Here is a 15,087-nt window from a genome sequence, read left to right as displayed (position 1 = left end):
ATGCGCCAGCGCTCGGCTGATTGATCGCGGTGCAGCGACAAGCCGCCATTGCAGGCACTAGGCTAGCGACGCGCTCGCCACGCAGCGGCGTGTGATCCCCTCGATCGATCAGCACAGGAGCGCCAAGCCGATGCAATGGATTTCCCCCGCCTTGCGAATCTCACCGGGACGGCTGTTGCAGGCTGTCGTTGGCGCAGCCTTGCTCGCCAGCGCGCTCGCCGCCCCTGCGGCTGAGGTCAAGGTGACCGGCACGCTGCGCGTGGACCAGCCCGGTGCGCAGGTGTCGCGGCAGCTGTTCGGCCAGTTTGCCGAGCATCTGGGCACCGGCATCTAGGGCGGGGTGTGGGTCGGCGAGGACTCGGCCATCCACAATACGCGCGGCTATCGCAACGATGTGCTGGCCGCACTGAAGGCGATTGTGGTGCCCAACATCCGCTGGCCCGGCGGCTGTTTTGCTGACGAATACCATTGGCGCGATGGCGTCGGTGCGCCGGGCAAACGCCCGGTCAGCGTCAATCAGAAGATCCTCAAGATCACGCCCGGCCCAGCAACAAAGATTACCACTGAACAGGGGTGATGATGCGCGAGGCCGGCACGCTGATGGACGGCCTGAGCCTGCATTACTACACCGTGCCAGGTGGCTGGCCGCCACGCGCCTGGTCCACGGACTTCGACGAAGCCGCCTGGATCGACACGCTGTCGCGCACGCTGGTGACGGACGAGCTGATCAGCAAACACAGCGCGATCATGAACCGCTACGACCCGGGCAAGAAGGTCGCAGTGATGGTGGACGAATGGGGCACCTGGTACGCCGGGCTGCCGGATGCGAACCCGGGGCTCCTGCATCAGCAGAACACGCTGCGCGATGCGCTGATGGCCGCGCTGAACATCGATATCTTCAGCGCACATGCCGAGCGCGTGCGTATGGCCAACATCGCGCAGATGGTCAATGTGCTGCAGGCGATGATCCTCACCGACGGCGACAAGATGGTGCTGACGCCCGCCTACCATGTGTTCGCGCTGTACACGCCCTACCAGGACGCCACCCAACTGCCGTTACGCCTGCAAACACCCGAGTCTCGCCACGGCGATGTCCACGTGCCCGCAGTGCACGGCTCGGCTGTCAAGACCAGGGATGAACACGTCTCTATCGCCCTGACCAATCTGGATGCGACGTCGGCCGCGAGCGTCAGCGTACAGGTGATGGGCTCCCGGCGCGCGGAGTGACCGGACAGATTCTGACCGGGCCGGCGATCACTGCGCTCAATACCTTTATGCAGCCGTACGCGGTGGAACCTAAGGCGTTCAAGGGAGCACGCGTGCAAGGCAACGCGGTGACTATCGCGTTGCCGGCGCGTTCGATTGTGATACTGAAACTGGAATATCGAGAGATTTTATACTGAAGCCTGAAAGTAAATTACAACATCAGGCATCAAATCATCTGCAGAAGCATCTTCCAAAAAAAAGGGGCGCTATGCGCCCCTTCAAAAATAAACTATCTAATCGAACAAAAACTAATTTAATCAAACCTATTAGTTGGGCTGCAACTCCCAAGTTTGGTTCGAATTTCCAAGACACTGCCACATTTGAACACGGGCACCGTTACGTTGCCCACCCGCCGAATCATCCAGACACTTATCATTAAGCTCGCTGCGTATTTCTCCACGAATACGCCAGGCCTGAGCGCTACCGCCGTTGCACTGCGCCATTACCACGCGTGAACCATTTGCATTCAAATTTCCAAGGACCGTCAGGCAGTTGCCACCAAACCCACGAATGGATCCTTTTTTTCCAAGCGTCCACACCTGATTTTTTGTTTGTGCGCAATCCCATATTTGCACAACCGCTCCCGGGGTATTGTCAAATCCAGCAACATCCAAGCAGCGACCTGCAGACACTTGAATTTGACCAGTGCGAGGAGAATACATCCAAACCTGATTACTGCCCCGTAGATTATCCCAAGTTTGCAACTGAGATCCATTCGAAGATAACGGACCAGACACGTCAAGAACTTTTCCACCGGTCGCGATAATCGAGGAGTTATAGAAATACCAGGCCTGATTTTTACTATTCAACGAATCCCAAAGTTGTAACGGCGCACCGCTCTCAGAGCTTACGCCCGCAATATCCAAAACCTTCCCAGCTGAGTTCGACAACAGAGAGCGACCACTACGCTGCAAAGACCACTTCTGCTGCGAAAAACCATTACAACTCCAGACCTGAATGCCTGATCCGTTCTGCGTGGAGCCACCAGGAATATCCAAACATCTGCCAGAAGGACCAGAAATTTGGCCGGGCGAGCTCAAATCGTCAAAAGGCACACTGGATGTACGGAATTGAATAATTTTTGGAATTGTAGAGTCAAAGGCATTCCTATTATCAGCTTCAAGCGCGACACCGCAGGGCCGGCCATAGCAGTTGGCGATCAAAGGCGATGAATAAATATTTACCTCTCTTTGACCATTGACCCCATAAGCCATCAAAGTGTGAAAGCTATCCACATCGCTTCTGTAACCGTAGTTTTCGCCCGTCTCATCCCCGCTTCACGCGTGTGCCCTGAACCCAGCAGGTGACCCAATTCATGACCAAGAGTGCTGGGCGTGCAGTAGAATCCGCCATCAATGCCGTCCGAAACCTCCGCGTACGCATACCGGGAGTCTGTCGTACCGTTACGCCAAGCAACCCCGCAGCTTTCTTGCACTTCATAAAACCGCCTCACGACGGCAACAAGGTCGGCACCAACATTTTCTCGGAGCTGACGAAGAGGCCGAAATGCTGCATTAGAAGCAGTAATTCCAGTTACTTCACTCAAGGCCTGAGAATTCAAGTTTTTATCGGTATAATTAATTTCAAGTGTACCAATCAATCTATAGCGAGTATTGATTGTAGTGTTCGCAAACGCCTGATTCGCCTCTTCTACCAAGTTAGTAAGTGCAGTCTCAACCGCAGACTCCCCGCCGCGGTAATCCTTGTACCCAGTTGTATAACCCAACAACAAATCAATCGAATTCGTCGCAGTGGTACCGGCATCAGCATTTACTTGTTGCAAGCTAGTATAACCTGGTATCAAACCCGTTGAGGCCACCTGCGGTTGAAGCTTGGCAGTAACGGATGCAAGCAGCTCGCGCGAGTCGCTTTTTCGACTGGGCTTCGCAGCCTGCGTTGCAGATACGGTCGCTGCCATTACGTAAGGACGACCATCTATCGTTGAAATTTTATATACGTTTCCGCCACTGGATCCGAGGGAACCAAAGACTGCATTCTTACCGAAGGTAATAACCGACTCTTCACCAATTCCAGCACCAGGAAGGCGGCCAACCCACGTCCAATTGCCGTTTTTTCCATGTGTGTGACGAACGTACTCCATGTTGAGCTCGGCCCCGTCAGGCGACATGATGCTCATGGTTCCTTCGAGCACAGCGCGTAGTGCGTATGATTCACTCAGGTGGACGGGGTATAGGTCAAAGGGGCCTTCTTTCTTTTCAGGCTTCCGGCTTTCGTAACTTAATAAGGTCCCGCTATCCGGATAGTCGAACAAACTATTATTCACAACTACAGCGGCCATACGACCTGCTTTAGAAGCCACCATCTTCGACCCAGAAGCAGCAGGCGTAGCCTGGAGAGCGCTGCGTTGCGGAGACTCAGCCGGACTATTCCAGAAAAAACCCCCAAGACCCACACCTGCAAACAACCCCACAACCAATGCGCTCTTCTTTAACATTACAATTCCCCATCTGCCGTGCAAGCTGCTCGGCCGATCCGTCAAACATCAAAAGGCCCTACTCGTAAATGCCCGATCCATCGGATGATTCCCATCCCCGCGCGGCACCTCTTGTTTACGAGCTCTTCCATTGCACGCTGTTCACCATGCGCCGCCGAACAAGCAAATTAGCCCCGTATCAGCAGCGTCTCACTTCTTATCGGCCCCGGCCCAGATTGCTTGAGACATTTTTCAGCCTCGCCAAGACGTCAGTACGGATGCATATCAGGTATAGAAGCCACGCATTTGTGTCATTAGCCAATGCACTGTAATACGGGCACTTTTTAAGCCCGCGTATCGTTCTCGCAGGAGCTGCATTGCCTTCTCCGCAGACGCACGAGCAACCACACAGCGATGGGCGCTCAATTTTGCGTGGATCTCAACGTTGACTCGCAGTACCCCATTGCACGGGCAGGCGTTCGAGCACGTGCTCCATGAAGGCGCGCACCTTCGGGGTAAAGTCGCGGCGGTCGGCCACGCAGAGGTAGATCCGCAGCGGCTCCGGCAATGCCTGGGCGGTGCTGCCGAGATCGGAGACAAACAGCGGCTGCAGCTCGTCGCGCTGCAGGTAAGGCTGCACGACATAGGCGGCCAGCCGCGCGATACCGCCGCCGGCAGCGGCCATGGTAGCGAGCGCATCGATATCGTCACTGACCATTGCCTTGCCCAGCTCCGGCTGGAAGCGCACGCCATTGCGTACGAAATTCCACGGCAGGCAGCGCCCGTCGACCGGGTAACGCAGCAGCAGGCAATCGTGGTACTTCAAGTCGTCGGCGGTCTGCGGTGTGCCGCAACGCGCCAGATAATCGGGTGCTGCGCAGACCACCAGCGGTACCTGGGCGATGCAACGTGCCACCAGGCCGTCTTCCAGCTGCGCCTCGATGCGCAGGCTGACATCCACGTTTTCCTGCGCGTGCTGCACGGCCCGGTCGGTGCACAACAGCTCGATCTCCAGCTGCGGGTACTGCTGACGCAGGGCCGGCAGCATCGGGGCGAGCACGTGCCGCGCAAAGGCCGCAGTGCTGGCCACCCGCAAGCGCCCCGCCGGCGCCTGTTGCGGCCCGGCCACCGATTGCCGCGCGCGTTCCAGGTCCCGCTCCAGTTGCCGCACCTGCTCGAAGTACAAGGTACCGCGCTCGGTCAGCGCCATACTGCGCGTGGTCCGGTGCAGCAGACGCACGCCCAGGTGCTGTTCCAGACGCGCGATGTTCTGGCTGACCGCGGCCGCACTGATCCCCAGCAACTTGGCGCCCCCGGCAATGCTACCGGCATCGACAGTGCTGACAAAGCTACGGATGGACTGAAGAATGTTCATTGGCTAGGCAAGTATTGCCAAACGATTCGTAATTTCTTCTTACGTAAGCCGCAAGGCTACGCGATCTACCCCGCCAGCGGTGGCCTCTCTACAGTGCTGCCCATCGCGTCGATTCGCGGCAACCGAGGTCATTGCATGTCGTCATCTCCCCCCTCCCCATTGGTGCGCCCGCGCTGGAAACTCGGCGTGCGCACCACCCCGTTCGTGTTTGCGTTCTACATGGCCGCGATCATGGCCTTGCTGATGTGCCTGGTGATCACCGGCGCCAATACCGGGCTTGCCCCTGGCTACCTGTGGCGCGTGCTGGACGCCTACCGTATTGCGATGCCCACCGCGTTCTGCTGCGTGATGGTGGTGCGACCGTTGGTGATACGGCTGGTGGCGTGGACGGTGCACGCAGGGCATTGAGCCAGGCATGCGCCAGCATGCTCGACAAGCTGCCGCAGGCCATCGTGATGGTGCATTTGCAAGGTCATCGATGTGCAGCAGCACGCGGCTTGCCTGCCACGGTGGCATCCCCTGCGCGGCAGCCAGTCCGAAGCCTGCCAAGGCGTGCATGCGTTGGCGATGGGACCATCTCCCGGCTTGAACGCATTGACCCGGACGCCGCAGATGCCATCGCGCCCGCAGCGAAACATTCGCAGCCAGCTGCTGCCACGCAACATCCGCCGCATGTAGTCTGCGACCACCGTCATGCCGATGCTGGACTATTCCGGAATGAGCGCCACGGAACTGAAACGCGCCACACAATTGCTTTGACACTGAAGTAGCCGCTGCGCAGCGTCACTTCTCCATGGACGTCGGTCCACTTTTCGGAGACGTACGCAATGAACACGCTACGCAGTGTCGCTGTACAGTTGGCCCTGCTATGGGCAGTGACGATGGCACCAGGCGCACACGCGCAAACCCTGGTCTGGGAGGACAACTTCGACGGCCCCGGCATCGACGGCAACAAGTGGACCTACGACGTCGGCAACGGCTGCCAGATCGGCCTGTGCGGCTGGGGCAACGGCGAGATGCAGTACTACACCAGCCGCGCCGAGAACGCGCGCATCGACAACGGCCGGCTGGTGATCGAAGCGCGGCGCGAAGCGTTCCAGGGCATGCCGTTCACCTCGGCGCGTCTCAAGACCGAAGGCCGCATGCATTTCAAGTACGGCACGCTGGAAGCGCGCATCAAGACCCCGGTGGTGGGCAATGGGCTGTGGCCGGCGTACTGGATGCTGGGCACCATCGGCGTGTGGCCAGGTCGCGGCGAGATCGACCTGATGGAAGCCGGCATGGCAGCGGCGATCGCCAATGGCAGCGCCAATCGCCGTATCGGCGCCGCCGTGCACTGGGACTACAACGGCCAGCAGGCCGACTACGACACCAGCTACACCAGCCCGGTGGATCTGCATGGCGACTTCCATGTGTACCGCATGAGCTGGGACCCGCAGTTCATCCGCGTGTCGATCGACGGCCAGCAGTACTTCGAGTTTGCGATCTCCAACATCGAGGGCGCCTCGCTGCACGAATTCCATCAGCAGCAGTACTTACTGCTCAATCTCGCCGTGGGAGGCGCCTATACCGGCATCACCTCGCCTGCGGCGGTGACCGCGCCGCTGCCCGGCAGGATGGAGATCGATTACATCCGCCTGTATCAGAACCCCGGTTCGCAGCTGTACGTGGGCGCGCAACACGCGGCGCCCGCAGGGCGCTTTGGCGTGTTCACCGAGCAGACCGATACCAGCGGGCGGCTGAACCTGGGCCAGGATGCCGAGTTGTATCTGTGGAACAACCTCGCCCCGATTGCGCAGGCGCCGTTCGAAGGCCGCAACGTGATGGCATACCGCGCCAACGCTGGTGCCTGGTATGGCCTGGGCATCCAGACCGACTATCGCAACATGGCCGCCTATGCCGGCGGTACGCTGAAGCTGCACCTGAAAACCACCACGCCGTCGACCTTCAAGATCGGCATCAACACAAGTTTTGGCGACAGCTGGGTGGATTTTGCCGCAGGCGGCAATCAGTACGGCCTGGTGCGCGATGGCGCCTGGCACGAGGTGAGCATTCCCTTCAGTGCGTTCTACGATCTGGATCTGCAGGCGGTCAAACAGATGTTCATGCTGGTGGCCGATCCACCCGCCGCACCGGTGGAGATCGCCATCGACAAGGTGTACTACCAAAGCCGTTGAGCGGCGTAGGCGCCTGACGCACCGTCAGCGCGACGCACGGCTGCCGCGCAACTGCGTGCAGAGGTGTGTGTAGCGCATGACACACGCAGCCAACGCTCAGGCGTTGGCTGCAACGCCTTTGAGCATCTCGATCAGCTGACGCAGGCGATACGGCTTGGGCAGGAAATCCACCTGCGCCGGCAGCGGCGGCAATTGCGCCTTTGCAAACCCCGAGGCCAGGATCACCCGGGCCTGCGGCAGCAGCTGCGCCACGTGTTCGCTCAGTTCAATGCCCGACATGCCGTTGGGCATGCGGATGTCGCTGAAGACCACATCATAGGGGCCGCTCTCGCGCAGCATGCGCAAGGCGCTGTGGCCGTCGTCGGCGGTTTCGACGGCGATGCCTGCATCGCGCAGCGCCTCGCCGATCAGTTCGCGCAATTCCTGTTGATCTTCCACCATCAACAGACGCAGGGGTTCAGTCATGCTCAGCCTCCTCGATGGCCGGGAGAAACAGGGTAACGCTGGTACCGCAAGCCGGAGCGGTGTCCAGCTCGACGAAGCCACCGGATTGGGACGCAAAGCCATACACCTGGCTCAATCCCAGGCCAGAGCCCTTGCCCACGTCCTTGGTGGTGAAAAACGGCTCACTGGCGCATTGCGCCACATGCGCAGACATGCCGGGGCCGTCATCGCGCACGGCGATGCTGACGTAGCCGCGCGGCCGGCCATGCGGATCGGATGGCGCAACACGCTGCTGTCGCGCCGTTTCCAGCACGATGTTGCCGCCACCGGGCATGGCATCGCAGCTGTTGAACACCAGATTGAGCAAGGCCGCTTCCAGTTGGCCGGGATCCACGCGGATATCGGGCAATTGCTCGGCAAACTTGAGCGACAGCGCCAGCCCGGCCGGGCAGGCACGCCGCAGCAGTTCCAGCGAGCGTGTCACCACCGCGTTGGCGCCATGGCGCTCGGGAATCAGCCGCTGCCCGCGCGCGAAGGCGAGCAGCTGGCGCGTCAGCAAGGTGCCACGATCGACTGCCGTCTGCGCCGCCTCCACCAGCATGCGCGTGCGCGCGTCGTCGCCGGCGCGCAGCGCGATCAGATCCAGGCTGGTCGCCATCACCGTCAGCAGATTATTGAAATCGTGCGCCATGCCGAGCGTCAGGCGACCCAGCGCATCCACCTTCTGCGACTGCAGCAGGGCGTGCTGCGCCTGCTGCAACAGCTGCTGCGCCTGGTGCCGCTGGTCGATGTCGCAGGTGACCTTGGCAAACCCGGCCAACACGCCAAATTCCAGCACCGGCTCGATCGCCACACTTGCCCAGAAGCGGCGACCGTCCTTGCGCACCCGCCAGCCTTCGGTGGCAAAGCGTCCTTCGCGTCTGGCGGTATCCAGATTGCGGGCCGGTTCGCCGCGCTGCACATCCTCGGGCAGGTAGAAGCGCGAGAAATGCATCCCCATGACCTCGGCAGCGGTATACCCCTTGATGCGCTCGCCCCCGGGATTCCAGCTGCACACATGGCCGCCCGTATCGAGCATGTAGATCGCATAATCGGACACGCTCTGCACCAACAGCTGGCACTGCCGGCTGTCGTGAGAAAGCGGCCCCGCACTGCCGACGGCCGTTTGCGCATCCATCACGCGACTTTCCCCCGGAAAAGCGCGCGACCATAGTGACGAGTGCGTGAAGGCCGCGTGCAAGCCGACCCGGCTGCAGGCGTCAAGATACCGGCGATTTGCGCGTGAAAATTATCGGCTACCATGACCGCCCTTCCAGTCCGGTCCGTGCCTTTATGCAGAACATCTCGACCACACGCGACCGCTGGGTGTGGGGAATCGCGGGGGCCCTGATGGCAGGAACGCTCGGCGTGGAATTGATCACGCCGCTCGGCTACGCGGTGTGGTTGACCTATTTTGTCGCCGTGGGCGTGACGGTGTTCCAGAATCGCGTGCAGGCACCGCTGGTGGTCGCCGCACTGTCGTGCGTGCTGGTCGCAATCGGCTTTCAGCTGGCGCCGGCCAGTACCAATTCGAGTTTTTCCTCGGTCAACCGCAGCATTGGCGGGGTGTCGTTCCTGGCGATGGCGCTGGTGGTGATGCAGGCCATCCGTGCGCGCCGTCAGGCCGAACTGGCGCTGTGGCTACAGCAGGCCGAGAACACGATCGAAGCCAGCTTGCGCGGCGATCACAGCCCGGACGATCTGGCCAATGCCGCCGTGCGCGCGTTGTGCCACACGCTGGATGCGCAGGTCGGCGCGTTGTATCGCATCGAGGGCGAACGCCTGCGTCTGACCGGCGGCGCCGCGCTGCCGGCCGATGTATCCAAGACACTGCCCACCGATACCGGCCAACTCGGCGAGGCCTTGCGTGGCGGCACGGTGCGCCGGGTGCGCGGTGTGGAAGCCGGACATCTGCAGATCGCCTCGGGCCTGGGCCGGAGCGCTTGCCAGGAGCTGCTGCTGGCACCGGTCGTCGCCGATGGGCGGGTGATCGGCATTCTCGAGCTGGGCCGCGCCGCTGCGCCGGGCGCTGCCCGCACGCGCGAAGAAGAACTGCTCGCACGCTGCGGCGAAAACATCGGCCTGGCTTTGCGCACCGCGTTGCTGCGCGCGCAGCTGGTGGCCTTGCTGGAAGAAACCCAGCGTCAGAGCGAAGAACTGCAGACCCAGCAGGAAGAACTGCGCGTGGCCAACGAGGAGTTGGAGGAGCAAAGCCGCAGCCTGCAGCAATCGCAGAGCGATCTGGAACTGCAGCAAGCCGAGCTGGAACAGACCAATGTGCAGCTGGAGGAACGGACCCAGGCGTTGGAGGCCCAGAAGCAGGCCTTGCTGGTTGCGCAGAACCAGCTGGTGCGCAACAGCAACGAGTTGTCCACTGCCTCGCGCTACAAGTCCGAGTTTCTGGCCAACATGTCGCACGAGTTGCGCACTCCGCTCAACAGCGCGCTGATCCTGGCCAAGCTGTTGTCGGACAACAAGGACGGCACGCTCAGCCCCGAGCAGGTGAAATACGCACAGGCGATCCTGTCGTCCAACAACGACCTGCTGGCATTGATCAACGACATTCTCGACCTGTCCAAGATCGAGGCCGGGCACGTGGAATTGGCCGACGAAACCGTCGCCACCAACTCGGTACTGCAGCGCCTGCGCGAAACCTTTGAGCCGCTGGCGCGCCAGAAAGGCCTGGCGTTGCAGCTGGCTGCCGAATCCGACGCACCGACGCAACTGGTCATCGACAGCCAACGCCTGCAGCAGATCCTCAAAAACCTGCTGGCCAACGCGATCAAGTTCACCGAACACGGCAACGTCAGCCTGTCGATCCAGTCGCACACGCCGGGCCGGGTGCTGTTCAAGGTCAACGACACCGGCATCGGCATCGCGCACGAACAGACCGAGATCATCTTCGAAGCGTTCCGTCAGGCCGATGGCAGCACGCGCCGTCGCTATGGCGGCACCGGCCTGGGGCTGTCGATCTCGCGCGACCTGGCGCAGCGCATGGGCGGCAGCATCCGCGTGGACAGCCAGCCGGGACGCGGCAGTTGTTTTACGCTGGAGTTGCCGATCGACGGCGCACCGACCGAGCCGGTCACGGTAGCGCAGGCCAACGCGGGCGCAGTAGCGATCGGCGCCACGCCGTCGTCGCAGCCCGCCAGCGGCATGGCCATGGCTTCGCGCCTTGGCGAGCGCGCTGCGGTGGCATCCACGAAAATGCCGCTGCCGATTCCGGCAACCGCCACACCGCCGCTGCAGCGCGCCGAGGACGATCGCGACCAACGCACCCGTCCGGGCCGGCTGATCCTGGCGGTGGAAGACGACACGCGTTTTGCGCAGGCCCTGGTCGACCTGGCGCATGAGCTGGACTTCGATTGCGTGGTGGCGCCCAGCGCCGAAGAAGCGCTGCAGCTGGCAGCGGACCTGCGCCCCAGCGGCATTCTGCTCGACATCGGCCTGCCGGATGCCTCCGGGCTCAGTGTGCTGGAGCGGCTCAAGCGCGACCCGGCAACGCGACACATCCCGGTGCATGTGGTCTCGGCCATGGAGCGCAGCCAGATTGCGCTGGAACTCGGTGCGGTGGGCTATCTGATCAAGCCGGCCACGCGCGAGCTGCTGGCCGGCGCAATCCGCCAGCTGGAAGACACCAATGCACGCGCCGTGCGCCGCTTGTTGATCGTCGAAGACGACAGCGCACTGCGTGCGAACCTGGAACTGCTGCTGGCACGCGATCAACTGGAAATCGTCGCGGTGGGCAGCATTGCCGAAGCCATGCAGCAACTGGCCGGCTCCACCTTCGATTGCATGGTCACCGATCTGGCGCTGCCCGACGGCAGTGGCTACGACCTGCTCGAACGCATGGCCGGCAACGATGCGGTCGCGTTCCCGCCGGTGATCGTCTACACCGGGCGCGCACTCACACGCGACGAAGAACAACGCCTGCGCCGTTATTCCAAGAGCATCATCATCAAGGGCGTGCGCTCGCCGGAGCGCCTGCTCGACGAAGTGACGCTGTTCCTGCATAGCGTGGAAGCCTCGTTGCCCAGCGACCAGCAACGCCTGCTGCGCGAAGCGCGCCGCCGCGATGCGGTGCTGGATGGCGCCACCGTGCTGTTGGCAGAAGACGATGTGCGCAATATCTTTGCGCTCTCCAGCGTGCTCGAACCGCTGGGCGTGACGTTGCAGATCGCCCGCAATGGCCGCGAGGCGCTGGAACATCTGGCCAGGCACGAAGTGGACCTGGTGCTGATGGACATCATGATGCCGGAGATGGATGGCCTCACTGCGATGCGCCAGATCCGTGCCAATCGTCAGTGGCAGGATCTGCCGATCATCGCGCTGACCGCCAAGGCCATGGCCGACGATCGCGAACGCTGTCTTGAGGCCGGTGCCAACGACTACATCGCCAAGCCCATCGACGTGGACAAGCTGGTGTCGCTGTGCCGGGTGTGGTGCTCGCGGCAATGACTGCAGTGGAGCTGTTCGATCTGGAGCTGCGGGTGCTGCTGGAAGCGGTCTACCAGCGCTATCACTACGACTTCCGCGATTACGCGGTGTCCTCGTTGCGTCGACGCATGCGCCACGCCATGGGACGCTTCGATTGCGCACGCGTGGCCGATCTGCAGCATCGCCTGCTGCACGAGCCGGAGACGTTTGCGCAGGCGATGCAGTTCTTCACCGTGCAGGTGTCGGAGATGTTCCGCGACCCTGCCTATTTCCGCTGTTTGCGCGAGCATGCGGTGCCGGTACTGCGCACCTATCCCTCGATCAAGCTCTGGGTGGCCGGCTGCAGCACCGGTGAAGAAGTCTGGTCGCTGGCGATTCTGCTGCACGAAGAAGGCCTGCTGGAAAAAGCGGTGATCTACGCCACCGACATCAATCCCGAAGCGCTGGGCATGGCCGAAGCCGGCGCCTTCAGCATCGACCGCATTGCACAGTTCAGTCGCAATTATCTGGAGGCCGGCGGCCGCGGCTCGCTTTCCGACTACTACACCACCGCCTACGATGGTGCGGTATTCGATCGCCGGTTGAAGCGCAATATCGTCTTCGCCGATCACAGCCTGGCCACCGACACGGTGTTCTCCGAAGTGCATCTGGTGTCGTGCCGCAACGTGCTGATCTATTTCAACCGCAGCCTGCAGGACCGTGCAGTGGGCCTGTTTTACGATGCCTTGGTGCATCGCGGGTTTCTGGGCCTGGGCAGCAAGGAATCGCTGCAGTTCGGTGCGCATGCGCAGGCATTCGAGACCGTGGCACGCGAGCAGCGCCTGTTCCGCAAGGCGGCGGCATGAATGTCATGCACGCGGCGGCAGCGCAGTTCGACGCGATGGTGATCGGTGCCTCGGCCGGCGGCGTCATGGCCTTGCAGGCACTGTTGTCCAGCCTGCCTGCGGACCTGCCGATGCCGGTGCTGGTGGTGTTGCATCTGCCGCGCGACCGCACCAGCCATCTTGCCGAATTGATGGATGCACGCTGCGCCTTGCCGGTGCGCGAAGCCGAAGACAAGCAGCCGCTGCTTGCCGGCAGTGTCACCATCGCCCCGCCCGACTACCATCTGCTGGTGGAAACACGCGACAGCCTGGCGTTGTCGATGGATGCACCGGTGCTGTTCTCGCGCCCGGCGATCGATCCCTTGTTCGAATCGGCCGCCGACGTCTTCGGCCAGCGCCTGCTGGCGATTCTGCTCACCGGCGCCAGCAGCGACGGCAGCGCCGGGGTGGCGGCGGTGCGCGCGGTCGGCGGCACCGCCTGGATCCAGCGCCCCGACGATGCCGCCTCACCGCTGATGCCCGCCTCCGCTCTCGCCTATGCTGGCGCCGATGCGGTGCTCACCCTGCAGGCGATCTGCAGCCGACTGGAAGCCTTTCACCCATGAACCTCACCGCGACCGGCCTGGCTGCGCACAGCAACGGCGATGAACCCGCCAAGCTGCTGATCGTCGACGACGTGCCGCAGAATCTGGTGGCGATGGAAGCGCTGCTGCAGCGCGACGGCCTTCAGGTGCTGTGCGCCGCGTCCGGCGCACAGGCGCTGGAACTGCTGCTCGAACACGACGTGGCGCTGGCGCTGCTGGATGTGCACATGCCGGAGATGGATGGCTTTTCGCTGGCCGAACTGATGCGCGGCTCGCAGCGTAGCCGGCATGTGCCGATCATTTTCCTGACCGCATCGCCGAACGATCCGATGCGCGCGTTCCAGGGCTACGAAACCGGCGCGGTGGATTTCCTGCACAAGCCGATCGAGCCGCACGTGATCCTGAGCAAGGTCAATGTGTTCATCGAGTTGTACCAGCAGCGGCGCCTGCTCAAGGCGCGCAACGCTTCGCTGGAACGCGCGCTCACCCTCAACGAAACCATGATGGCCGTGCTCACCCACGACCTGCGCACGCCGCTGTCGGTGATCCTGCTGTGCGCCGACAAGCTCAGCCTGGATGTGGACGCCGACGGCTCGGCCGCGCGCACGCTCGATCACCTGGAAAACAGCGCGCGGCGCATGGCGCGAATGGTCGAACAGTTGCTGGATTTCTCGCGCCTGCGCAGCGACGGGCTGTCGATGCAGTTCGGCCCCTGCAATCTGGGCGAAGTGACCCACAGCGTGGTGGGCGAGGTGGCCCAGGCCAATCCGCACACGCCGATCGACCTGCGTACCGAAGGCGATCTGGACGGCGACGGCGATGGCGATCGCCTGGCACAGGTCGTGTCCAATCTGGTCGGCAACGCGGTGCTGCATGGCGGCAACCAGCCTGTGCGGGTGCACCTGGACGGACGCGAACGCGACACGCTGCGGCTGTCGGTACGCAACGCCGGGCGCATCGCGGACAGTCTGATGCCGCGCCTGTTCGAGCCGTTCAAGGCCAGCTTCCATGCCAGCCAGGGGCTCGGTCTGGGCCTGTTCATCGCCGACCAATTCGTCAAGGCGCACGGTGGTACGTTGCAGGCGCGCAACGAAGACGGCGAAGTGGTGTTTGAGGCCGTGCTGCGGCGACACAACCTGGCCGCGTAATCGCAGGTCGGGCATCGGAGTGTCCGCCACAGCGCCCGGCAGCGCGTGCTGCTTGGTCGAAGCCCACGCGATGCCCATGCTGGCGCCCGTCGCAGCGCCAGTCCCTGGCGACAACGCCCCCTGACGAACTCATCCAGAATGCACCGCGCATCGTGCCGCGCGCGCGATCCGGCAATGCAAGCCAGGCACAACGACGTGTGCATCAACGTCATGCGAGCGCGACCAGTGCTCGCCGGCCAGATGCGCCGTATGCTCGCACTCCATGCGCGGGGCGGCACACGCTCTGGCGCTGCTTTGCCGCTTGTGTCGATCGCACCAGCATCTGTTCGTCATCATCAGGCGCACGCCGTGCGCCATGT

At 62.3% G+C, this 15,087-nt stretch carries 11 protein-coding genes and 1 pseudogene; 7 read left to right on the top strand and 5 right to left on the bottom strand.

Going from position 1 to position 15,087, the window contains the following annotated elements:
• Nucleotides 1-130 precede the first annotated feature (130 nt).
• A pseudogene (locus FHT08_RS14280) lies at nt 131-1,403 on the top strand (alpha-L-arabinofuranosidase C-terminal domain-containing protein).
• 129 nt (nt 1,404-1,532) lie between these two features.
• On the opposite strand, the gene FHT08_RS20055 reads toward FHT08_RS14280, so the two are convergent.
• The 3 genes from FHT08_RS20055 to FHT08_RS14270 form a co-directional block, all read right to left on the bottom strand.
• A complete protein-coding gene (locus tag FHT08_RS20055) occupies nt 1,533-2,501 on the bottom strand; it encodes a ricin-type beta-trefoil lectin domain protein (protein ID WP_343204156.1) in 969 nt (322 codons plus the stop codon).
• Nucleotides 2,480-3,721, bottom strand: coding sequence for a reprolysin-like metallopeptidase (locus tag FHT08_RS20050; protein ID WP_243849047.1), 1,242 nt, complete (start codon nt 3,719-3,721; stop codon nt 2,480-2,482). Before FHT08_RS20050 ends, FHT08_RS20055 begins: the two co-directional genes overlap by 22 nt.
• A 418-nt stretch (nt 3,722-4,139) precedes the next feature.
• The gene (locus FHT08_RS14270; protein ID WP_166775504.1) at nt 4,140-5,075 is read right to left on the bottom strand and encodes a LysR family transcriptional regulator; all 936 of its coding nucleotides are present in this window, start codon (nt 5,073-5,075) and stop codon (nt 4,140-4,142) included.
• 135 nt (nt 5,076-5,210) lie between these two features.
• On the opposite strand from FHT08_RS14270, the gene FHT08_RS14265 reads away from it, so the two are divergent.
• Together FHT08_RS14265 and FHT08_RS14260 are read left to right on the top strand one after the other, a co-directional pair.
• Nucleotides 5,211-5,483: a DUF2798 domain-containing protein gene (locus FHT08_RS14265; RefSeq protein ID WP_104538221.1), complete on the top strand. Its 273-nt coding sequence runs from the start codon at nt 5,211-5,213 to the stop codon at nt 5,481-5,483.
• Between the two features lie 419 nt (nt 5,484-5,902).
• A complete protein-coding gene (locus tag FHT08_RS14260; RefSeq protein ID WP_166775503.1) occupies nt 5,903-7,252 on the top strand; it encodes a glycoside hydrolase family 16 protein in 1,350 nt (449 codons plus the stop codon).
• A 96-nt stretch (nt 7,253-7,348) separates the two neighbouring features.
• On the opposite strand, the gene FHT08_RS14255 is transcribed toward FHT08_RS14260, so the two are convergent.
• Both FHT08_RS14255 and FHT08_RS14250 read right to left on the bottom strand, forming a co-directional pair.
• Nucleotides 7,349-7,717 (bottom strand): response regulator, encoded by a 369-nt coding sequence (locus tag FHT08_RS14255; RefSeq protein ID WP_166775502.1) that lies wholly within the window; start codon nt 7,715-7,717, stop codon nt 7,349-7,351.
• Nucleotides 7,710-8,873, bottom strand: a complete 1,164-nt coding sequence (locus FHT08_RS14250; RefSeq protein ID WP_104538224.1) for a PAS domain-containing sensor histidine kinase — start codon at nt 8,871-8,873, stop codon at nt 7,710-7,712. Before FHT08_RS14250 ends, FHT08_RS14255 begins: the two co-directional genes overlap by 8 nt.
• Nucleotides 8,874-9,028: 155 nt before the next feature.
• Between FHT08_RS14250 and FHT08_RS14245 the strand changes: the two genes are divergently transcribed.
• The 4 genes from FHT08_RS14245 to FHT08_RS14230 are packed head-to-tail and all read left to right on the top strand — an operon-like array spanning nt 9,029 to nt 14,728.
• Complete coding sequence (locus tag FHT08_RS14245) at nt 9,029-12,193, top strand: response regulator (protein ID WP_166775501.1); 3,165 nt, start codon at nt 9,029-9,031, stop codon at nt 12,191-12,193.
• The gene (locus FHT08_RS14240) at nt 12,166-13,017 is read left to right on the top strand and encodes a CheR family methyltransferase (protein WP_343204155.1); all 852 of its coding nucleotides are present in this window, start codon (nt 12,166-12,168) and stop codon (nt 13,015-13,017) included. The genes FHT08_RS14245 and FHT08_RS14240 overlap by 28 nt, the downstream gene beginning before the upstream one ends.
• Nucleotides 13,014-13,601, top strand: coding sequence for a chemotaxis protein CheB (locus FHT08_RS14235; RefSeq protein ID WP_039511445.1), 588 nt, complete (start codon nt 13,014-13,016; stop codon nt 13,599-13,601). Before FHT08_RS14240 ends, FHT08_RS14235 begins: the two co-directional genes overlap by 4 nt.
• Complete coding sequence (locus tag FHT08_RS14230; RefSeq protein ID WP_166775499.1) at nt 13,598-14,728, top strand: hybrid sensor histidine kinase/response regulator; 1,131 nt, start codon at nt 13,598-13,600, stop codon at nt 14,726-14,728. The genes FHT08_RS14235 and FHT08_RS14230 overlap by 4 nt, the downstream gene beginning before the upstream one ends.
• The last annotated feature ends 359 nt before the right edge of the window (nt 14,729-15,087 follow it).

This window comes from Xanthomonas sp. CFBP 8151 (assembly GCF_011761885.1).
GTDB lineage: Bacteria > Pseudomonadota > Gammaproteobacteria > Xanthomonadales > Xanthomonadaceae > Xanthomonas > Xanthomonas arboricola_B.
The sequence above is the reverse complement of the archived record's forward strand: the minus strand, read 5'-3'. Positions and strand labels throughout refer to the sequence as shown.

Bases quoted from the DNA above. Each gene is read 5' to 3' on its own strand.
- FHT08_RS20050 (WP_243849047.1), bottom strand. From the start codon at position 3,721: ATGTTAAAGAAGAGCGCATTGGTTGTGGGGTTGTTTGCAGGTGTGGGT.
- FHT08_RS14270 (WP_166775504.1), bottom strand. From the start codon at position 5,075: ATGAACATTCTTCAGTCCATCCGTAGCTTTGTCAGCACTGTCGATGCC.
- FHT08_RS14265 (WP_104538221.1), top strand. From the start codon at position 5,211: ATGTCGTCATCTCCCCCCTCCCCATTGGTGCGCCCGCGCTGGAAACTC.
- FHT08_RS14260 (WP_166775503.1), top strand. From the start codon at position 5,903: ATGAACACGCTACGCAGTGTCGCTGTACAGTTGGCCCTGCTATGGGCA.
- FHT08_RS14255 (WP_166775502.1), bottom strand. From the start codon at position 7,717: ATGACTGAACCCCTGCGTCTGTTGATGGTGGAAGATCAACAGGAATTG.
- FHT08_RS14250 (WP_104538224.1), bottom strand. From the start codon at position 8,873: ATGGATGCGCAAACGGCCGTCGGCAGTGCGGGGCCGCTTTCTCACGAC.
- FHT08_RS14245 (WP_166775501.1), top strand. From the start codon at position 9,029: ATGCAGAACATCTCGACCACACGCGACCGCTGGGTGTGGGGAATCGCG.
- FHT08_RS14235 (WP_039511445.1), top strand. From the start codon at position 13,014: ATGAATGTCATGCACGCGGCGGCAGCGCAGTTCGACGCGATGGTGATC.
- FHT08_RS14230 (WP_166775499.1), top strand. From the start codon at position 13,598: ATGAACCTCACCGCGACCGGCCTGGCTGCGCACAGCAACGGCGATGAA.